The organism is Flavobacterium olei (assembly GCF_039749035.1).
Taxonomy (GTDB): domain Bacteria; phylum Bacteroidota; class Bacteroidia; order Flavobacteriales; family Flavobacteriaceae; genus Flavobacterium; species Flavobacterium olei.
Genome location: NZ_JBDKWC010000001.1, coordinates 364,310 through 384,994, shown reverse-complemented (window position 1 = coordinate 384,994; position 20,685 = coordinate 364,310). Strand labels below are relative to the sequence as shown.

Annotated in this window: 17 protein-coding genes; 7 read left to right on the top strand and 10 right to left on the bottom strand. The window is 34.0% G+C overall.

Translation table 11 applies throughout. The features are described from left to right. Positions 1-21 precede the first annotated feature (21 nt). A complete protein-coding gene (locus ABEB31_RS01595; RefSeq protein ID WP_347049592.1) occupies positions 22-666 on the top strand; it encodes a M15 family metallopeptidase in 645 nt (214 codons plus the stop codon). Here ABEB31_RS01595 and ABEB31_RS01590 read toward each other — a convergent pair whose 3' ends face one another. The 8 genes from ABEB31_RS01590 to tsaD form a co-directional block, all read right to left on the bottom strand. Further along, the gene (locus ABEB31_RS01590; RefSeq protein WP_347049591.1) at positions 667-1,239 is read right to left on the bottom strand and encodes a hypothetical protein; all 573 of its coding nucleotides are present in this window, start codon (positions 1,237-1,239) and stop codon (positions 667-669) included. Between the two features lie 3 nt (positions 1,240-1,242). Beyond that, positions 1,243-2,424: a THUMP-like domain-containing protein gene (locus tag ABEB31_RS01585; protein ID WP_347049590.1), complete on the bottom strand. Its 1,182-nt coding sequence runs from the start codon at positions 2,422-2,424 to the stop codon at positions 1,243-1,245. Positions 2,425-2,426: 2 nt separating this feature from the next. Then, positions 2,427-3,518 (bottom strand): AI-2E family transporter, encoded by a 1,092-nt coding sequence (locus ABEB31_RS01580; RefSeq protein WP_347049589.1) that lies wholly within the window; start codon positions 3,516-3,518, stop codon positions 2,427-2,429. 107 nt (positions 3,519-3,625) lie between these two features. After that, positions 3,626-4,585 carry a zinc metalloprotease gene (locus ABEB31_RS01575; RefSeq protein ID WP_347049588.1) on the bottom strand — a complete coding sequence of 320 codons (960 nt, stop codon included), beginning with the start codon at positions 4,583-4,585 and terminating at the stop codon, positions 3,626-3,628. Positions 4,586-4,940: 355 nt separating this feature from the next. Beyond that, the gene (locus ABEB31_RS01570; protein WP_347050033.1) at positions 4,941-5,438 is read right to left on the bottom strand and encodes a TrmH family RNA methyltransferase; all 498 of its coding nucleotides are present in this window, start codon (positions 5,436-5,438) and stop codon (positions 4,941-4,943) included. 10 nt (positions 5,439-5,448) lie between these two features. Continuing rightward, on the bottom strand, positions 5,449-6,087 hold the full coding sequence (locus tag ABEB31_RS01565) for a DUF4159 domain-containing protein (RefSeq protein ID WP_347049587.1): 639 nt from the start codon (positions 6,085-6,087) through the stop codon (positions 5,449-5,451). A gap of 52 nt (positions 6,088-6,139) precedes the next feature. Continuing rightward, entirely contained in the window at positions 6,140-6,847 is a 708-nt protein-coding gene (locus ABEB31_RS01560) for a 16S rRNA (uracil(1498)-N(3))-methyltransferase (RefSeq protein ID WP_347049586.1), read from the bottom strand. A 3-nt stretch (positions 6,848-6,850) separates the two neighbouring features. Next, complete coding sequence (gene tsaD, locus ABEB31_RS01555; RefSeq protein ID WP_347049585.1) at positions 6,851-7,867, bottom strand: tRNA (adenosine(37)-N6)-threonylcarbamoyltransferase complex transferase subunit TsaD; 1,017 nt, start codon at positions 7,865-7,867, stop codon at positions 6,851-6,853. Between the two features lie 207 nt (positions 7,868-8,074). On the opposite strand from tsaD, the gene ABEB31_RS01550 reads away from it, so the two are divergent. From ABEB31_RS01550 to ABEB31_RS01530, 5 genes are all read left to right on the top strand, one after another. Then, positions 8,075-12,586, top strand: a complete 4,512-nt coding sequence (locus tag ABEB31_RS01550) for a translocation/assembly module TamB domain-containing protein (protein ID WP_347050032.1) — start codon at positions 8,075-8,077, stop codon at positions 12,584-12,586. Between the two features lie 307 nt (positions 12,587-12,893). Continuing rightward, positions 12,894-13,880: a 6-phosphofructokinase gene (pfkA, locus tag ABEB31_RS01545; RefSeq protein ID WP_347049584.1), complete on the top strand. Its 987-nt coding sequence runs from the start codon at positions 12,894-12,896 to the stop codon at positions 13,878-13,880. A gap of 91 nt (positions 13,881-13,971) precedes the next feature. Beyond that, the gene (gene gap, locus ABEB31_RS01540) at positions 13,972-14,976 is read left to right on the top strand and encodes a type I glyceraldehyde-3-phosphate dehydrogenase (protein ID WP_347049583.1); all 1,005 of its coding nucleotides are present in this window, start codon (positions 13,972-13,974) and stop codon (positions 14,974-14,976) included. 130 nt (positions 14,977-15,106) lie between these two features. Beyond that, complete coding sequence (locus ABEB31_RS01535) at positions 15,107-15,958, top strand: N-acetylglucosamine kinase (protein ID WP_347049582.1); 852 nt, start codon at positions 15,107-15,109, stop codon at positions 15,956-15,958. A 10-nt stretch (positions 15,959-15,968) separates the two neighbouring features. Continuing rightward, positions 15,969-16,343: a methylglyoxal synthase gene (locus ABEB31_RS01530; RefSeq protein ID WP_095954421.1), complete on the top strand. Its 375-nt coding sequence runs from the start codon at positions 15,969-15,971 to the stop codon at positions 16,341-16,343. Here the strand turns inward: ABEB31_RS01530 and ABEB31_RS01525 are convergent. Further along, the gene (locus ABEB31_RS01525) at positions 16,324-16,704 is read right to left on the bottom strand and encodes a Rid family detoxifying hydrolase (RefSeq protein WP_347049581.1); all 381 of its coding nucleotides are present in this window, start codon (positions 16,702-16,704) and stop codon (positions 16,324-16,326) included. The genes ABEB31_RS01530 and ABEB31_RS01525 overlap by 20 nt on opposite strands. Positions 16,705-16,732: 28 nt before the next feature. After that, positions 16,733-19,435 carry a putative LPS assembly protein LptD gene (locus tag ABEB31_RS01520; protein WP_347049580.1) on the bottom strand — a complete coding sequence of 901 codons (2,703 nt, stop codon included), beginning with the start codon at positions 19,433-19,435 and terminating at the stop codon, positions 16,733-16,735. A gap of 81 nt (positions 19,436-19,516) precedes the next feature. On the opposite strand from ABEB31_RS01520, the gene ABEB31_RS01515 reads away from it, so the two are divergent. After that, a complete protein-coding gene (locus ABEB31_RS01515) occupies positions 19,517-20,641 on the top strand; it encodes an N-acetylmuramoyl-L-alanine amidase family protein (protein ID WP_347049579.1) in 1,125 nt (374 codons plus the stop codon). Positions 20,642-20,685 lie beyond the last annotated feature (44 nt).

Below are 20,685 nucleotides of genomic sequence, written 5' to 3'. Positions count from 1 at the left end.
CATTTTTTCAAATTATTTAAAATGAATTTTTTCAAAATATATTTATTAAGTCTTCTCTTTGCTATTACATCATTACAAGCTCAACAGGAAGCTTATATAAGTCCCGCAGTTGAAGTTTCTGATACAACTTTTGTGAATCTTAGAGATTACAGCAATGATTTTGCTTACGATATGAAATATGCAACCGAAGATAATTTTCTAAAGGCAAAAGTCTACGATTGCGCAGAATGTATGTTGCGTTTAAAGACAGTCAAAGCTTTGATCGCAGCAAATAATGATTTTTTAAATAAAGGTTACCGAATCAAATTATATGATTGCTACAGACCTCTGGATATTCAGAAAAGAATGTGGGAGATTGTATCTAATCCTAAATATGTGGCAGATCCAAAAAAAGGCTCCATCCACAATAGAGGAGGAGCCGTTGATATTTCTCTGGTAGATTTAACCGGAAAAGAAGTTGATATGGGAACTCCGTTTGATTTTTTCGGAATTCAGGCAAGTCACAATTTTAAACAGCTTTCAAAGGAAATACTTTCAAAGAGAGCTTATTTAAAAAAGACGATGATCAAAAACGGATTTAATTCATTTGATTCTGAATGGTGGCATTATAATCTGAAAGCGGGTTTAAAAGATAAAGTTGCCAATCAGAAATGGAAATGTGATTGATTATTCAACACATCGAATGTTTTCCATAAAATAAGTATTCGGATTCGTTACCTTACCGGTTAATTCAGAAGTAAGTTCACGCTTGACGATATAATCTTCAATGTTGGTCAGATATTTAATTCGCATTATAGAAATTGGAGATTTTTTAAGCTCTTCATAACTGTCTTTCATAAAAACAAAAATTCCCGTATTGATTCGGTTATCAAAACCTTTATCGTCATGTACGAGTGTTCCGCAGTTTTCCTGATTGATGTGCATTAGGGTAACAATCTTTCCGTTTTCTAATTGCAGAAATATTTTCGAACTTTTATCAAAACAATTAGCTTTAATAAAATCTTTGCTCTTCTGAATGAGCTGTAAATTTAAGGTCGGTAAGCCATCAGTCTGAGCAAGCGAAAAGAAAATGTAACTGAAGTTGCCTCCAAAATATTTTTCACTCATTAAGTATTCGTTTGTTACTTTATAAGAACCGATTGAGTCGTTTACATTGACACTGTATTCACATGGTTTTTGTTTTTGGGCAAATACAGTTAAGGTTAATAAAAAAATAGACAGAGTAAATAGTTGTTTCATTGTTTAGATAATTTTGGTGCAAATTAAAACTATTTTGTTATCTTTTACATCGGTGGTAAAAAAACAATACAAATTTCCGCCATTTTTTATTTTCCACTTTTTTCTAATGTTTTCTACCGTTTCGGGAAAATTACGTGTGGTAATATTGGCCTGTTGATTTGCCAATTCGTTTTTCATTTCATTTTTGGTATAAAAAATGACTTTTTGAATCTCAAATTTTCTTCCAGGAAAATCTATTAATTGTTCTGAGGTATATAAATGCGAATGTTTGTGAAGTTTTTTAATTTCGAAAGCAATACCTACTTCATCAAAACCGCCGGATTTCATTATTGCAGCGTTGGGTTCGTAAAGATATTTTTTTGGAAGATCATAATCCGGAAACGGCTTTTCATTATCAAAATTAAACTCAAAGATTTCTGTACTTTCTTTTAGAATATTGGCCGTCTTTAAAGTTATTGGGCCGGAATAATTTTTGTGAATTTCAAAAAGCAATTCCTTAACTTCATTTTCTAAAGCTATGATATGTATGTTTTTAACGTTTTTCAGCTCAGATAATCCTGCTGAAATGTCCAGTAACGGTGCTGTCTTAATTAAAATTGAATCTGCTTTTTCAAAGTAGAATTCCAATAATTCAGGAACATTAGGAAGGCAGTCCTTCAGCATAAAAACTTTTCCTTTGCTGTCGTTTCTTCGCGAAGGATCAATATAAATCCAATCGAATTTGTGTTTTGTTTCTTCCAGTAAATGAAAGGAATCTCCTGTGTAGAAATGACAATTTTCGATCTTTAACTGTTCGAAATTATGTTGGACAATTGCGGATAAATCCTCATTGATTTCGCAATGCGTAACTGATTGAAACTGCTTGGAGAAATAAAAATCATCAACACCAAAACCACCTGTGAGATCAATTAAAGAATTTCCGGAGATTAAAGATGCCTTATAAAGTGCTGTTTTTTCTGAGGAAGTTTGTTCTACCGAAATTTTAGTGGGATAAACGATATTCTCTGTTGCAAACCAGCTCGGAAGTTTGTCTTTCGCTTTTGTTCGCGCCTCGATCTGATTTAAAATTAAAATCCATTCCACATCGGGGAACGGATTTTTCTGAAGTGCCAATTTTGTTAGATCTGCACCAGTATTTTCTATAATAAAATGCTGAATATCTTTTCGTAAAATGGAGGTGTTCAATGCTAAATTCTTTCAGTTAATACAGAGACAATTCTATTGTTAGGAAAAAATTCTTTCAGAATAACTTTTATCATGGTAAAAACAGGAACGGCGATAATCATTCCGACAATTCCAAAAGTGATACCGCTGATTAAAATGATCAGGAATATTTCTAACGGATGCGAATTTACACTTTTTGATGAAATTATAGGCTGACTGACATTGTTGTCAATAGCCTGAACAATTAAGAATCCTATAATAACATAAATTGTCGTTGGCAGAATCTCCGATTGAAAATCCTGTCCGATCATACTGATCATGGTTAGGATTCCTGCCAAAATAGTTCCAATTATAGGTCCCAAATACGGTATTATGTTTAAAATAGCACACAGAAAAGCAATAACGAATGCATTTTTATTTCCGAAAATGATTAATACGATTAGGTAAAGAATAAATACAACTATCAATTGCAGTAACAAACCAATAAAATATCGGGTTAGTAAATGGTTTATTTTGGTTACTGAATTTAATATTTTGTCTTCATTGGAGTCCGGAAGTAGTCTTCGGGCCTGATCTTTAAAAGTTTCCTGATCTTTAATTAAAAAGAAAGTAATAAAAAATACCGAAACCAATCCCATTCCCATGTCGGCCATAAAGTTCAGTATCGAATTAATGAATCTTGTAAAATAACTAAAATCGAATACCGAGGTAAGTTTCGAATCCTTTATAACTTTATTTAAATCAATATGCTGAACATTAAAGTAGGCTTCGAGCTGGTTCTCTGCTTCAATGAAGTTGGTTTGCAGATGCGCTTTATCTAATAGGGCTAAATTGTTTGCCTGTGAGATAATTAAAGGCACAAATAATAATATAAAGCCAACAATTAAAAAGATAAAAAGTATGATGGTTGTTGCCGCAGCCATCGAATTTCCAAATTTAAGCTTTTGTTTCAGAAATAAAATTAACGGATTGGCAATCAGGCAAAGTAAAAGAGATATGCATAAATAAACAATAACGGTTTGTATTTCATATAAGAAGTATAAAACGACACCAATTATTAAAATTGTGGCTAAGGCTCTTAAAATTCCGTTTGAAATAGTTTTTGATGTTATCATATTTATAATTTAGACTATAAATATAACAAAAAGCTTTTTTAATTACGGACGCAATCAAAAAAAAGCGAGATGAAACATCCCGCTTTTATTCTTATTGATAAACCCGCTTATTGCGCAAAAGAAGCTCTGGCTCCTCCAGATGTAAAAATAGCAGAGATTCTGTTTTTCTGACCTGTTGAGAACATGTACATTGCTGCATCATCCACATAATCCATATAGTTCATTGTCATTTCTACTGGTGTTCCTGAGCATGTGCTGTAATGTGGGTATGCCGGAACGCCATAATTTTCTTCATTATGAGTCGGAGTATCAGCAACAAGATCGCTTCCGCAGGTTGCATCTCCCCAAATGTGACGTAAATTCATCCAGTGTCCTACTTCGTGTGTAGCTGTTCTTCCTAAATTAAATGGCGCGTTGGTAGTACCAGATAATCCGAAATAACGAGGATCAATCACAACACCATCAGTAGCCGAAGAACCTCCCGGAAATTGTGCATATCCTAAAATTCCGCCTCCGATATTGCACGTCCAGATGTTTAATTTAGTAGTTGGAGAAGTAGGTGCAAGTCCGCCCTGAGCCGTTTTTTTCATTGCATCATTTGTTCCCCATGATGTCTTTGTTGTAGATTTTCTAATAACCTGATCTAAAACAAATGTAATTCCAACGTTGGCTTTAACGCCTGAAAATAATGCTGGTACATTATTAAAATCAGAGTTTAAAGCATTAAAATCTTTGTTTAAAACATCGATCTGAGACTGAATCTGTGCATTAGAAATATTTTGTGCGGTGGTTCTGTACAAAACATTTACTACAACCGGAATTTCAATTTTGCCATTAACTAAACGACCGGTAAAACTTGAAGCAGCATGTTTTGCTGTAAATGCTTCAATTTCATTCATTTTGATTGCCAAAGCAGGATTCGCCTTTAATTGCGCTTCCAAAACTTCTTGTGTTGCGCATCCTCTTCGGGAGGCAACAGTTGCGTCTGCACCAGAAGACTCATTTTGATCGTTTTGACAAGCAAACAGCATTAATGCCGCAAATGTGGTAATAATAACTTTTTTCATAATAATTTGAGTTTTTTGTTATAAAAATGTTGATTGGTTAATCATTGATGCAATTTTATAACAAAATATCATTATCGAAAAATATTACAAACAATAATTTGTGAGAAATTTTACAATCCCTTACAAACACTCGTTCCTACAAAAATTAACAAAAAAATATTAAGATGTATTTTCTTTCTTTTTAAAAATTTTAATGTATTTTAACGATTATATTTGCCGTTAGTCGATTAAAAAATAAGTAAAAATTTATATTTTAAAAAGAAATAGCTTATTAAAAAGATTCTACTCCGCTGAAAAAGATTAAATTAATATTTCACAATGCTATTTTAAAAATAGATTTTAAGAAAATATAATTCTACAAAGAAGTAATTTCATAAAGGGCGATACTCGCAGCCTGAACCACATTCATACTACTGTTTTTTCCAAACATATTAATGTGAACAATTTGATGAGAAAGTTTTAGAAGTTCTTCTGATATTCCATTGATTTCACTGCCAATGATAAGCGCGATTTTTTTGTTTGTGGGAATAGTAACTTCTTTAAGAGGTTTACTGTTTGATGCGATTTCAAGTGAAATAATTTCAAAATTTTTATCCAGAAGAAAAGATTGAAGTTCTATAAATTCTTCGATAACGGAATGAGCCACATGAAGATGTGTACTGCGTGAAGTTTTATTAATTTTACGTGGCGTCAGGGGAATGTCTTTTCCAAAAAAGATTATATTTTCCACACCAAAAGCTTCAGCAATTCTAAATAAAGAACCAATATTCTGCTGAAAGTAAATATGATCACAAACTAATGTAATCGGAAAGGTTTTTCTCTGAAATTGATTTTCTTCGTGAGTCAGCTGCACATTCTGTAAATTAATTGGTAAAAATGTAATTGATAATATTGGCACCCATTTTCAGCGCTTTGTCTCTTACGTTTGCAGGATCATTATGTACTTCGGCATCTTCCCAGCCGTCGCCTAAATCACATTCGTAAGTATAAAGTAAAACCAGTTTGTTTTCTACAAAAATTCCAAATGCCTGAGGGCGGGTCCCGTCGTGTTCATGAATTTTCGGCAATCCATTCGGAAAAGGAAATGGCTTTTGAAAAATGGGATGATTTGCCGGAATTTCGACTAAACTATTATTAGGAAAGATTTTCTTGATTTCTTTTCGAATAAACTGATCCATTCCATAATTGTCATCAATATGAAGAAAACCTCCTGCAGTAAGATAATTTCTTAAATTGGTCACATCTGCATCACTAAAAACAACATTTCCGTGACCGGTCATGTGCACAAACGGATACGATAGCAGATCCGGATTACCAGGTTCTACAGTAGACGGTTTTGCTTTTATTCGGGTGTAAATATTGGCGTTGCAAAAGCTAATCAAATTCGGTAACGAAGTGGGATTAGCGTACCAATCGCCGCCGCCGCTATATTTAAGCAAAGCAATTTCTTGTGAAAAAGAAGAAATGGAAATTAGTAAGAGTAAGTAAAATATTTTTTTCATTTAATTATATTTTTGCTTCATTTTCCTCAGGATGAAAACTTAACTTTTCAATTTATTCTTCATTAAAGAAAACAACACTATGGCAGGCTACAACCGCTGCCGTTTCTGTTCTCAGACGTGTATTTCCTAAAGTTACAGGTTTGTAATTGTTTTCTAGAGCCAATGCAATTTCCTTCTCAGAAAAATCACCTTCGGGACCAATTAAAATGGTTACATCTTCATTTGGTTTTAAGACTTCTTTCAGAGATTTTTTATCGGTTTCTTCGCAATGCGCAATTAATTGCAATCCTTCATTTTGTTGTTTTATAAACTCTTTAAACGAAATAGCATCATTTAATTTCGGCAGGAAAGTTTCATTGCATTGTTTCATTGCCGACAAAATAATTTTTTCAAAACGATCGCGATTAATTACTTTTCTCTCCGAACGGTCGCAAAAAATTGGTGTTATTTCCTGAATGCCTATTTCGGTTGCTTTTTCCAGAAACCATTCAAAACGGTCATTCATTTTAGTGGGAGCAACGGCCAAATGCAAACGATACTTCGGTTTTTCTGCATTTTTTACAGAGAGAACTTGAACCGTGCATTTATTATCAGATGCGAGAGTAATCTGCGTTTCAAATAATAAGCCTGAACCATTGGTTACCAGAAGAATATCCGAATCTTTTTTTCGTAAAACTTTGATTATATGACGGCTTTCTTCTTTATCAAAAGAAAAGCTTTCTGTTTTTTCGTCTATATTCGGATTAAAAAATAATTGCATGATTTAAAATTCAATTCTTGCTTTAGAAACTACAGCAGAAGTTTCAAAACGATTAGATAAATATTTTTGATAACCTACAATTCCAATCATTGCAGCATTGTCTGTGGTATATTCAAACTTCGGAATAAAAGTTTTCCATCCGTATGGATTCTCTTTCAGGCGCGTTCTGATTCCCGAGTTTGCGGAAACTCCTCCGCCGATTGCAATTTGGGTAATTCCGGTTTCTTTTACTGCCAATTTTAATTTATCCATTAAAATTTCAATAATGGTATACTGGATAGAAGCACAAATATCATTCAGATTTTCTTCAATAAAATTGGGGTTTTCTTTTTTATTTTTTTGTATGAAATATAAAATAGCTGTTTTTAATCCGGAGAAACTAAAGTCTAAACCCGGAACTTTGGGTTTGGTAAAAACAAAAGCCTTCGGATTTCCTTCTTTTGCATATTTATCGATCAGAGGTCCTCCCGGATAAGGGAGTCCGAGAATTTTGGCACTTTTATCAAAAGCCTCTCCAACTGCATCATCAGTAGTTTCTCCGATAATTTCCATATCAAAAAAACTGTTCACTTTTACAATTTGAGTATGTCCGCCGCTTATGGTTAAGGCTAAAAAAGGAAACTCGGGTTTGTCAAAGCCTTCCTCATCAATAAAATGAGCCAAAATATGTGCATGCATGTGATTTACAGCGATCAACGGAATGCCTAAAGCAAGAGATAACGATTTACTGAAAGAAGTTCCCACCAATAAAGAGCCCATTAGTCCCGGACCTTGTGTAAAAGCGATTGCGCTTAACTGTTCTTTTTGTACATTTGCTTTACGAAGTGCAGCATCGATCACGGGTACGATATTCTGCTGATGCGCGCGTGAAGCCAATTCCGGAACAACACCTCCGTATTGATTGTGAATTAATTGATTGGCAACAACATTTGACAATACTTTGTCGTTATGTAAAACCGCGGCAGCAGTATCATCGCATGAACTTTCGATGGCTAGGATAAAAACCTCTGGATTTTGCATATAAAGGCACAAATTTTGAATTATATTTGACAAGTTAAATCTTTAGAAATATCTTTGATAGAAGCAGTGCCCAAAATTAAAGAATTTTTATCAAAAACAGCCGTTCTTTGTCTGTTCAAAATAAATTAAAAGAAAACTAAAATTAAAACAGCTATCAGAATAGTAAAGAAAATAATATCACGAACCCTACTAGGGTTGCTTTTACTTTTGTTGATACTTGCTATCACACTTTCTCTTCCTGTTGTCCAGACTCAGATTGCCAATTATGTAACCAACTCTTTAAATGAAGATTTTAAGGTAAATATTAGTGTCGAGAAAACAGCCATTAATATATTTGGCGGAGTAAAATTAAAGAATGTCAGGATATTAGATCACCATAAAAAGACTTTGATTTACTCGGATATCATCACTACCGATATTGCAAGTTTTACCCGATTATTAGACGGTGATATGATTTTTGGCGATTTGCGTTTAACAGGTGTGGTGTTTAATCTGAAAACTTATAAAGGTGAAAATGAAAATAATATCAATAAGTTTATAAAAGCTTTTGAGGTTAAAAATACTCCTAAGAAGAAATCAACGAGACATTTTCTTCTTACCGCAAAAAATGCCTATATCGAAAAAGGGCGCTTTTCGGTGGTCGATGAAAATAAAACCACTCCGAAATTTTTAGATTTTACCAAGCTAAACGCATACATAAGCGAGTTTAGATTATACGGTCCGGATATCAATACCACTATTCACAGGTTTTCGTTTATGGATCACCGCGGCTTGTATGTTTCTAATTTTGCAGGAAAATTTAGTTATACTAAAAAACAGATTAAGGTTGAAAATCTGGCTATTAAAACAAAAAGATCTTCTATTTACGGAGTCGCAGTTTTAAATTATAAACCGGAAGATTTTCAGAATTTTACAGATAAAGTCAGATTTAATGTGGTGGTAGATTCTTCTTCGATCGCTACCAACGATATTCGTCATTTTTATAATGGTTTAGGGAAAAATCAACATTTTAAACTAAAGACAAAATTAAATGGCCCGCTGAATAATCTAACGCTTACCCGATTAAAATTAAGCGATACCAATGGTTCGAAAATTAACGGAACGATCAATTTCAGAAATCTTTTGGGAAGTAAAACCCAGAAGTTTTCTATGGATGGAAAGTTTGATAAATTACTTTCGAGCTACGATAATCTGGTAATTTTGCTGCCTGAAGTTTTGGGTAAAAAGCTTCCGAAAGAACTTAAGAGAATCGGAAAATTTAATATTGTCGGAAAAGCTAAAGTTTCTACAACAGCATTAGAAACAAATTTCAAGATGGCGACAGATCTTGGAAATGGTCAGGTTGATCTCCATTTAAATAATATGGATTTTATTGATAAAGCGTCTTATACAGGGAATATAATTCTGAATAATTTTGACGTGGGAGCAGTTTTAGCCAGAAAAGATATGGGAAGAACAACTTTAAATCTAGACGTAGACGGGGTTGGTTTTACACAAAAATATCTAAATACTGTTATCAAAGGAGATATTTCCAAATTAGATTACAATAAATATACATACAACAATATTGTCGTTAACGGAAATTTTAAACTTCCATATTATAAAGGACAAATTGCCGTGAATGATCCTAATTTAAGTTTAACTTTTGATGGTTTACTTGATTTAAGCCAGAGGGAAAACCGTTATGACTTTCATATCAATGTTGAGAATTCCGATTTACGAAAACTTAAAATAATTGGCGATTCCATTTCACATTTTAAAGGAGATGTAGTCGTTCAGCTGACCGGGAATTCATTAGAAAATCTGCAGGGCGATATTTTTATCAATGATGCAGAATATCAGAATCCGAAGGCAACGTATGCATTTGAGCAGGTAAATTTAAATTCCAGTTTTGATGCCGATCGATTGAGAACCATTACCATTAGTTCTAATGATGTTGTGGATGGAAAAATTGTAGGTAAATTTAGATTTGATCAGTTGGACAAATTGGTTATGAACTCGGTAGGAAGTTTGTATACCAATTATAAACCTTATAAAGTTAAAAAAGGCCAGTTTCTTCGTTTCAATTTCCGTGTTTATGATAAGGTAGTAGAAATGCTTTATCCGGAAATAAATATAGATTCATCTACAGTTGTGAGAGGAAAAATTGATTCTGATTTGCAGGAATTTAAATTCCGTTTCAGGTCAAAACAAGTCACTGCAGCAAAAAACACATTTGACAATATCCGTATAAATATCGATAATAAAAATCCACTTTATAATGCTTACGTTGAGTTAGATAGCATCAAAACACCATATTATAAAATCAGGGATTTTAATTTAATTAATGTTACTTCGAAAGATACACTTTTTGTACGCTCTGAATTTAAAGGCGGTAATAAAGGTGAAGATTATTTTAATCTCGATTTGTACCATACGATTGACAAGAATAAAAATAATATTGTCGGAATCAAGAAATCTGAGATGAAGTTTAAAGACTATATCTGGTATTTAAATGAAGATTCGGAAGAAGACAATCAAATTGTGATTGACCAGTTTTTTAGAAATTTTACATTTGATAATATTGTCTTATCGCATGAAAATCAGAAAATTGATTTAAACGGTGTCATTAAGGGAACAGATTATAAAGACCTGGAACTGAATTTTGAAGATGTTGATATAAATAAGATCACGCCTTTAAATTCCAAATTTGTTTTCGATGGTAATCTAAACGGAACGGTAAATTATAAGCAGAATAAGAATATTTATCAGCCAACGGCTTCGATTAAAATTGATCATCTTGTTTTGAATAAAACAGAACTCGGTACACTGAATTTTGATATTTCGGGTGATGAATCCTTTAGAAAGTTTACAGTTAACTCCTCGATACAAAACGGTTTTACAGAATCCTTCAGAGCAAACGGAACTTTTGCAGTAGAAAACAAGGAAACTGTTATGGATATGAGTCTAAAGCTGGAAGGATTCAATCTCGCGACCTTAGGAACGATTGGCGGAGATGTTTTGTCTAATATCAGGGGGTCTGTGTCTGGAAATGCGGCTGTGATAGGGAATTTGAAAAAGCCTGAAATCAACGGTCGTTTATATGTAGAAAAAGCCGGAATGACAGTTCCGTACCTGAATGTTGATTATGAGTTAAGTGACCGGACTGTTATCGATTTAACGAATGAAAAGTTTTTGTTTCGAAATAATCAGTTAACCGATACCAAATACAATACAAAAGGTTTGCTTAACGGAAGTATCGAGCATAACAATTTTACTGACTGGAAATTGGATTTGAATATCACGTCCAAGCGATTGTTGGCACTGGATACAAAAGACAGTGATGATGCAGCCTATTTTGGTACCGCATTTATAAATGGATCAGCAAGTATAAGAGGACCTGTTGATGGTTTATTTATTAAGGTCGATGCCAAATCTGAGAAAGGTACAGAAGTAAAAATACCTATTAATAATGTACAGAGTGTTGGAGAAAGCAGCTGGATTCACTTTGTAACACCAAAAGAAAAATACAATCTCGCTAACGGAATTGTTGAAAAAACAAAAAATTACAACGGACTTGAATTGGAATTTGATTTTGATATCACGCCAGATGCCGAAGTTGAAGTTATTCTGGATCGAAATTCCGGTCACGGTATGAAAGGAAAAGGATACGGATCGCTTTTATTTAAAATTAATACACTGGGTAAATTTAATATGTGGGGAGATTTCCAGGCATACGAAGGAACTTATAATTTTAAATACGGCGGACTTATAGATAAAAAATTCTCCGTTAAAAAAGGAGGTTCTATTATTTGGGAAGGAAACCCGATGCGTGCGCAGCTGAATCTGGAAGCTGTTTATAAAACATCGGCAAATCCGGCCGTCCTTTTAGATAATACTTCTTCATTTAATAAAAAGGTTCCTGTAGAAGTGGTAATTGGTTTAAGAGGAGACTTAGCAAGTCCGGAACCCAATTTTGATATTCAGTTTCCGTCTGTTAGTAATGTATTAAAATCAGAGATACAATATAAATTAGACGATAAGGATATCCGCCAGACTCAGGCACTCTATCTGTTGTCTACCGGTTCGTTTATGAGTACAGATGGCTTTAGTCAGGGAGATTTCTCTGGTACATTGAGCGAAACGGCTTCGAGTTTATTTGGTTCTCTTATAAAATCAGACAATGATAAAGTAAATATTGATCTAAATTATATTGCTGCAGACAGGAGAATGGGGCAGGAAGTTGATGGTCAGTTTGTGGCAAATATTTCGTCTCAGGTCAATGAGCGAATTACAATAAATGGCAAATTGGGAGTTCCGGTTGGCGGAGTTAATGAATCTGCAATTGTCGGAGATATTGAGATACTGTACCGCGTAAATGAAGATGGTACCATGAATCTGCGGTTATTTAATAAAGAAAATGATATTAATTATATAGGACAGGGAATTGGATATACACAGGGAGTGGGTATTTCATATGAGGTAGATTTTGATACTTTTAGCGAATTTGTGAACAAACTCTTTAAAAATCATAAAATTGAAAGAGCGGTAAAAACCTCTGACGATTTACAGGATTCCAGTCTTAATCCGGATTATATTAATTTTTCCGGTAAAAAAGAGACCGAGAAAAATAAAAAGAAACAGGAGAAAGAAGAAGAGAAAAAGAAAAAAGATCAGGACAACAAGGAAAAACAAGAAACAGGTAATAATCAAGGGCTTATTCCTGATAATGATTATTAACACCTGTTAAAATAAATATTTATAAAACCATTATTCTCATAATGGTTTTTTTTGTGCTAAATTTAGGGCCACTTTAAGGATTTTTCATGTGAGAGAGAAATTCTAATTTTTATAACACTTCATTCTGGTATTGTTATTTTTGATGATTTAATCAAAAAGATAGCGTTTTATTATTTTTAATGAAATTTTTTCCTCGAAAAAACTTATTAACGAAAACGTTTGAATTTAACAAATTCTATTAATTTATGATAATTGTAACCTGAGAAGTGCTGAATGTTTGCTAATTTTACACTTTAATACTTAAATAATGCCAAAAACAATAAAAAAAGTAGGTGTTCTAACCTCAGGAGGAGATTCACCTGGAATGAATGCTGCAATACGATCAGTTGTTCGAACTTGCGCATACCATAATATAGAATGCATCGGGATTTATAGAGGGTACCAGGGAATGATTGAAGGCGACTTCAAAGAAATGGGTCCCCGTAGCGTAAATAATATTGTAAACAAAGGCGGAACGATCTTAAAATCGGCTCGTTCAGTTGAGTTTAGAACTCCGGAAGGCAGAAAAAAAGCACACGAAAATCTTTTAAAAGCCGGAATCGATGCTTTGGTTGTTATTGGTGGTGATGGAAGTTTCACAGGAGGTTTGATTTTTAATGCAGAATATGGTTTCCCGGTAATGGGAATTCCCGGTACAATTGATAATGATATTTACGGTACAAGTTTTACTTTAGGGTACGATACGGCTTTAAATACAGTGGTAGATTGTATTGATAAAATCAGAGATACCGCAAGTTCTCATAACCGTCTTTTCTTTGTAGAAGTAATGGGTAGAGATGCGGGTCATATTGCTCTTAACGCCGGTATTGGTGCTGGAGCAGAAGAAATCCTTATTCCTGAAGAGGATTTAGGTTTGGACCGTCTTTTAGATTCACTGCAAAAAAGTAAGGCTTCAGGAAAATCATCCAGTATTGTGGTAATTGCTGAAGGAGATAAAATTGGTAAAAACGTATTTGAACTGAAAGATTATGTAGAGGCAAATCTTCCTGAGTACGACGTTAGAGTTTCTGTTTTAGGACATATGCAGCGTGGTGGTTCTCCATCTTGTTTCGATCGTGTTTTAGCAAGCCGTTTAGGTGTAAAAGCAGTAGAATCTTTAATCGAAGGAAAATCAAATTATATGGTTGGTCTTCGCGAAGATAAAGTGACTTTAACTCCGCTTGAGCAGGCTATTAAAGGAAAATCTGAAATAGACAGAGAATTATTAAGAGTGTCAGACATCATGTCTACATAACCAATATAAAGTTTAAAAAGAAGAGAAGTTTATTGTGAGGAAATTAGACTTTGAATTAGTGTAATAAAAACAAAAACAAAAATTTAGTAAAATGTCAAAAGTAAAATTAGGAATAAACGGATTTGGACGTATCGGAAGAATCGTTTTTAGAGAGTCTTTCAATAGAGATAATGTAGAAGTTGTTGCAATCAATGACTTGTTAGACGTAGATCACTTAGCTTATTTATTAAAATATGATTCAGTTCACGGTCGTTTCGACGGAACTGTAGAAGTAAAAGAAGGAAAATTGTATGTAAACGGAAGAAATATCCGTATCACTGCAGAAAGAAATCCTGCTGATTTAAAATGGAACGAAGTTGATGTAGATGTTGTTGCAGAATGTACTGGTATCTTCACAACTGTTGAAACTGCAAATGAGCACATTAAAGGTGGTGCTAAAAAAGTAATTATTTCTGCCCCGTCTGCAGATGCTCCAATGTTTGTAATGGGAGTTAACCACGAAACTGCAAAAGCAACTGATTTAGTTGTTTCTAACGCTTCTTGTACTACAAACTGTTTAGCTCCATTAGCTAAAGTTATCAATGATAATTTCGGAATTGTTGAAGCTTTAATGACAACAGTTCACGCAACTACTTCAACTCAAATGACTGCTGACGGACCATCAAGAAAAGACTGGAGAGGTGGACGTGCTGCTGCAATCAATATTATTCCTTCCTCTACAGGTGCTGCAAAAGCAGTAGGAAAAGTTATTCCTGAATTGAATGGAAAATTAACTGGTATGGCTTTCCGTGTACCTACAGCAGACGTTTCTACAGTAGATTTAACTGTAAAAGTAGCTAAAGAAACTTCTTACGAAGAGATTATGGCTGTATTGAAAAAAGCTTCTGAAAATGAGTTGAAAGGTATCTTAGGATATACTGAAGATGCTGTTGTTTCTCAGGATTTTATCTCAGATAAAAGAACTTCAATCATTGATGCAACTGCAGGAATTGGTTTGAATTCAACTTTCTTCAAATTAGTATCATGGTATGATAATGAGTACGGATACTCAAGTAAATTAATTGATTTATCTGTGCATATTGCAGGTTTAAAATAATAATATATATTTTTGCAAAATCCCGTTACTTCAAAATAACGGGATTTTCTTATTTTGTTGCTTCTATAATTAATGTAAAAATTACACTTTTAAATTAAATGTAGAAAAACTAATTCCAAAAACTAAACAAATGAAATTAATAGTTGACAGTGGATCTACTAAAGCCGATTGGATTGCGATAGATGATAATGGAAAAGTATTATTCACAACACAAACTTTAGGATTAAATCCTGAAATTCTTGACGCGCCAGAAATAATCGAAAGATTAAATGACCGTTTTGATATCTTACAAAACAAAAAAGAAGCTACACATTTATTCTTTTACGGTGCCGGATGTGGTACTGAAAGAATGAAAACCGCATTATCCCAAATTTTTCAGGAGTATTTTACTAACGCTATTGTAGATGTGCAGGAAGATACGTATGCTGCTGTTTATGCAACAACGCCAAAAGGTGAAGAGGCTATTGTTTCTATTTTAGGAACGGGTTCTAACTGCAGTTATTTTGATGGAAAAGTGTTGCATCAGAAAGTACAGTCATTAGGTTACATTGTTATGGATGATTGTAGTGGTAATGTATTTGGAAAAGAATTAATTAGAAAGTACTATTTTAATAAAATGCCAAAGGAACTGGCTGTAGAACTTGAAAAAGAGTATGACGTTGATCCTGATTTTATTAAAAATAAATTATACAAAGAACCAAATCCGAATGCTTATTTAGCAACGTATGCAAAGTTCCTGATCAAACATAAAGACACGGAATTCTGCAGAAAAATTATTTTTAAAGGAATGAAATCTTTCGTTAAGAATTACATTAAACAATTCGACAACTGTAAAGAAGTTCCTGTTCATTTTGTGGGTTCTATTGCATTTTATCTGAAAGATGAATTACAGGAGACTTTTGATAAATATGAACTTCAGTTAGGAAATGTTTTAAGACGACCTATTGACGGATTAATTGCATACCATGTCGCTAATCAATAGTTCTGGTTTTATGGAAATTGCCATTATTGCACATGATGGAAAAAAAGCGGATTTAATTGATTTTCTAATCAAAAATGAAGCGGTATTGCACAATGAAAAAGTAAGACTGATAGGTACAGGAACTACCGGAGGAAAAGCAGAGGCGGCCGGGTTTAAAACCCAAAGAATGCTTTCGGGACCTCTTGGCGGCGATGCGCAAATTGCCGGAAGGGTAGCAGAAGGAATTACGCAAATGGTTTTCTTCTTTAAAGATCCACTTTCAAGTCATCCTCATGAAGCAGATATAAATATGCTGATTCGTGTTTGTGATGTGCATAATGTGCCGCTGGCAACAAATGAAGCAACGGCACAATTATTATTAGATGCTATTGCGCAGCAATTATAGAAATTTCTACATTAACATTTTTTGGCAGACAAGCCACCTGAACCGTTTCACGAGCTGGAGCGGTTTTTTCGTTAAAATAAGATCCGTAAACGGTATTTATAGCGCCAAAGTTATTCATGTCCATAATGAATATAGTTGCTTTTACAACGTTCTCAAATGTCATGTCTGCAGCTTCTAAAATAGCTGCAATATTCTGCATAACCTGATTGGTTTCGTCATTGATGTTGTCTGTAACTAATTCTCCCGACGCAGGATTAATTGCAATTTGTCCGGACGCATAAAGTGTGTTTCCAGACAATACAGCCTGATTATAAGGTCCGATAGGAGCCGGAGCTTTTTCGGTAAAAATGATTTTTTTCATAATGAAATTATTTAAAGTCAAAAAGTAGTTATCGGTTTGAAACGCTTCGTTTGTTCCATTTGATGTCGCTAAGAAGACCGGACTTAATTCCAATGAAGAAGTTCCAGTTTGAGTTTGTTCCCAAAGGCTGCCAGTTAAATGCCATTCTCCAGCTTAATAAATCTCTTTCAAAACGAAATTGAGTAAAAGTAACCCCTTTCTGTACAAAGTCGTAACCGGTAGAAACCCCGGCTTTCCATTTAGGAGTTAAATCAGTATTGATAGAAACCATGATAGAATTTCCTGAAATGGTATTTTCTCTTCTTACATTCGAATATGTTAGTGAATAGGCAAGAGTCATATCCCACGGAACTTTAGAATTAAAGAATTCGGTTATTACATCTTCTTTTTCGGGATCATCGATAAATTGGCTGTTGCGGCTGTCGTTTAAGTCGGTATTAGTACCAAATAAATCATCGCTTCGACCACCATTCCGCTGACTTTGGGTGTTTTTCTCCTTATTCTTGTCGGTTCCCTTGTTTGAGAATGAGTAATTTACCGTTACATTGGCACTGGTCATTCGGAATAAACTTCCACCGTTGTCTATGTTAAATCTGTCAATTTTGTTACCGCCGTTGTCAATCGCATAAGGATCTAATGTGGCACCAAAATTCATATTCATTTTATTATCAAAAAACTGTGTTCCTCCACTTACCAGAACAGGTTGCCATCCAAATGTTGTTTTTCCGTCAGCATCAAAATTATAACTTGTGCTAAAGTTTAGATTGTTTAACAGCATTATCTTTTTCGGCTCAGTTTTGGTACTGTCTTTGTCTCTAACCTTGGCTTCAAAAGTATTGCTTAAGGCAAAACCAACAATGTTCGAATTTTCTTTTCCGGGCTGTCCGTAAAGTCCGTTTTCAAATCGGGTATATTCAGAAGTAATCCTTCCGGTTGCATCTACTGCATAAGTATTGTAATATTTTTCAAAACTTGGTGTATATGCATATGTTACACTTGGACGCATGACGTGTCTGATGGACTGAATTCTCTTATCTTCTCCGAAATTGAAAGTTCCGTAAATGGTAGTACCTAAATTAGTGCTGAAATTGTATGTTCTGAAAGAGTCAAATCCGTTTACTGTTTTGTCAATTGCTTTACCCTGAGCAGGATCGTAAACTTTTTCAATGGTTTTGTTGACCCAGGTTTCCTGATAAGTGGTAGAAGCTCCGGCACTAAAATATTTAAAAATCTTAAAATTGGTACTAAGCGGAATGGTATGTTGCATTCCCAATTGTGCGTCCTGAAACATTTGCGGTTTAAAAAACAAGGAATCTTTTGTTTTAAAATAATTTTTACCGCTTACATTATATTGCAGGTTGATATTTTTTATTAAACCCTTTTTAACGCCATTTTTACCCACAAAAGGATAAATACGGTCAATACTTCCCTGTAAAGAAGGAAGAGTCATAATAATGTCTTCTGTCTGCGTATTCTGGCTATGTGTGGCAGAAAGCGAAATACGAGATCCCGGAATAGTGTTAAAGGTTTTATTATAGTTGATGGACGAACTTAGTGTATTATTTAAATTCGAACCAATATTTGCCTGATTTATGGATTGTTTGAAGTATTTACTGCTACCCATATTAACCGATGCAGAAAAGGTTGAATTCGGATTTGATTTTGAATCTTTCGAATGCGACCACTGGATATTGTAAATATTTTGCTTGGAATAATCCGGGTAACCACGCTCACTGTTAATTAAATTCTCAAAACGGATATTTACATTTCCCCTGTATTTATAGCGTGTTGCGTATGCTGATTCAAATCGCATGGCATAACTTCCGTTGGTATAATAATCTCCCAGCACTGTAAGGTCGTAATTATCGCTGAGAGCAAAATAATAACCACCATTTTGAAGCGAAAAACCTCTCGTGTTCGAATCATTGTAACTCGGAATAATAATTCCCGAAACGCTCTTTTCCTGACTAAGCGGAAAAAAGCCATAAGGCAGGGCAATAGGAGTAGGAACGTCGGCAATTACCATTTGCGTTAAACCTGCAACAATTTTTTTGCCGGGAACAAATTTAATTTTACTCGTTCGAAAATAGTATTCCGGATTATCAACATCAGAAGATGTGGTAATATGAGCACCTTTCAGATAATAAACAGAATCGTTTTCTTTTTTGGTTACAGCCGCTTTAATGTTTAGTTCACCCTGTTTGGTTCTGGAGTTATAAATTAAAGCTTTTTTAGTTTTAAAATTAAATCGGATGGAGTCGGGCTGGACTTCGTTGGAACCCTGTTTGAAATTAGGATATTGGGATAAAACGCCTGCAGAATCCTTAATTCTTCCGGCGTAAACTTCATCTTTTTCGTAGTTAAGAACAATTATACCCGATTTTAATTCAACATCTTTATAGTATAATTCGGCTTCATTATACAAAGTAATCAGTTTCTTCTTCTGATCAATTTTAGCATAATCTTTAGCGGTGTATCTTACTTTTCCATCCAAAAAAGTCTTTTTGGGTCTTACGGTGTCAAGTTTTATGGTGTCTGTAATTGCAGGAGTTTCCTTATCTGTTTGTTTTACAGCAGGTAAAGGCTTTTTTTTATTTTTTATTTCTTGCGAATATACATTACCACAACCTATAGTCAGGAAAAATGATATTAAAACGATATTAAATAAGTTTGTATGCAAAGGTTTAAATGCTATTTTTGTAAAATTATGGCTTGTTTTTTGACATGTCAAACTTACATATAATTTTTTGGCAAAAATAATCAATTCTAAAAATTATAACAGCTGCTTTTATTAAAATTAACTTTTAGATTTATGAATAGAATTAACAAATTTAAGGCAATAACTACTTTATTTTTAATTATACTGTCGTTTTGTGCTCATAGTCAGTCGAATGTGTTTAAGGTTACGCTGGATGCCGGACACGGAGATCACGATTTTGGAGCTGTTTACAGTGGGAGAATTGAGAAAAATATTGCTTTAGCTATTGTTTTGAAGGTGGGTAAAATTTTAGAACTTAATCCAAATGTAAATGTAATTTATACCCGTAAAACAGACGTTTTTATAGATTTGGTTGAAAGAGCCAACATTGCCAACAGGGCCAACTCGAATATTTTTGTTTCCATTCACTGTAATGCTAATAAAAATACTGCTGCTGACGGAACCGAAACTTATGTAATGGGTTTAAGTAAAGTAGCGTCCAATCTGGAAGCTGCTAAAAAAGAGAACTCTGTAATTACATTAGAGAAAGATTATAAAAGAAAATACGAAGGTTACGATCCCAATTCTCCTGAATCTATGATTGGTATGACTTTGATGCAGGAAGAATATCTGGATAATAGTATTTCGCTGGCCACAAAAATTGAAGATAACTTTGAGAAATTAGGAAAAAAACTTCGTCAGGGAGGTGTTAAGCAGGCGCCTTTTATGGTACTTCATAAAGCGTATATGCCAAGAGTTTTAGTTGAAACGGGTTTTGTCTCAAATCCGACAGAAGGAAATATTTTAAATTCTGAAGAAGGTCAGGATGATATCGCAAGAGCCATTGCAGAAGCAATCCTGAGTTATAAAAGAGAATATTTTGGTTCAGGAGCGCCGGAAGCTAATGAAAGCAGACCTGTAAGAGATACTTCGACTCCGGTTAAACCTAAGACGACTCCGGTTGCGGCTTCTAAAAGTGCTCCGAAAGGAACTTTTTTTAAGGTGCAGCTTATTGCCAGTATTAAGAAAACACCTTTGGAGCCTAAGAACTTTAAAGGGCTTAAAAATGTATCGATGATATACGAAAATAATATTTATAAATATTTCTACGAGGAAACTTCAAGCTACGAAACAGCTCAGAAATATTTACAAGAAGCTAAAAGTAAAGGGTATGGTGCTGCATTTTTAGTAGCAACTAAAGATGGAGAAAAAATCAATATTCAGGACGCCATTAAATAATAAGCGCAAGTTCGAATATTTATATTAAATTTGTATAAACACTA

Excerpts from the sequence above, each read along its gene's own strand:
- gap (WP_347049583.1), top strand. The coding sequence starts at position 13,972 with ATGTCAAAAGTAAAATTAGGAATAAACGGATTTGGACGTATCGGAAGA.
- ABEB31_RS01565 (WP_347049587.1), bottom strand. The coding sequence starts at position 6,087 with ATGAAAAAAATATTTTACTTACTCTTACTAATTTCCATTTCTTCTTTT.
- ABEB31_RS01530 (WP_095954421.1), top strand. The coding sequence starts at position 15,969 with ATGGAAATTGCCATTATTGCACATGATGGAAAAAAAGCGGATTTAATT.
- ABEB31_RS01535 (WP_347049582.1), top strand. The coding sequence starts at position 15,107 with ATGAAATTAATAGTTGACAGTGGATCTACTAAAGCCGATTGGATTGCG.
- ABEB31_RS01575 (WP_347049588.1), bottom strand. The coding sequence starts at position 4,585 with ATGAAAAAAGTTATTATTACCACATTTGCGGCATTAATGCTGTTTGCT.
- ABEB31_RS01525 (WP_347049581.1), bottom strand. The coding sequence starts at position 16,704 with ATGAAAAAAATCATTTTTACCGAAAAAGCTCCGGCTCCTATCGGACCT.
- ABEB31_RS01580 (WP_347049589.1), bottom strand. The coding sequence starts at position 3,518 with ATGATAACATCAAAAACTATTTCAAACGGAATTTTAAGAGCCTTAGCC.
- ABEB31_RS01515 (WP_347049579.1), top strand. The coding sequence starts at position 19,517 with ATGAATAGAATTAACAAATTTAAGGCAATAACTACTTTATTTTTAATT.
- tsaD (WP_347049585.1), bottom strand. The coding sequence starts at position 7,867 with ATGCAAAATCCAGAGGTTTTTATCCTAGCCATCGAAAGTTCATGCGAT.
- ABEB31_RS01590 (WP_347049591.1), bottom strand. The coding sequence starts at position 1,239 with ATGAAACAACTATTTACTCTGTCTATTTTTTTATTAACCTTAACTGTA.
- ABEB31_RS01560 (WP_347049586.1), bottom strand. The coding sequence starts at position 6,847 with ATGCAATTATTTTTTAATCCGAATATAGACGAAAAAACAGAAAGCTTT.
- ABEB31_RS01595 (WP_347049592.1), top strand. The coding sequence starts at position 22 with ATGAATTTTTTCAAAATATATTTATTAAGTCTTCTCTTTGCTATTACA.
- pfkA (WP_347049584.1), top strand. The coding sequence starts at position 12,894 with ATGCCAAAAACAATAAAAAAAGTAGGTGTTCTAACCTCAGGAGGAGAT.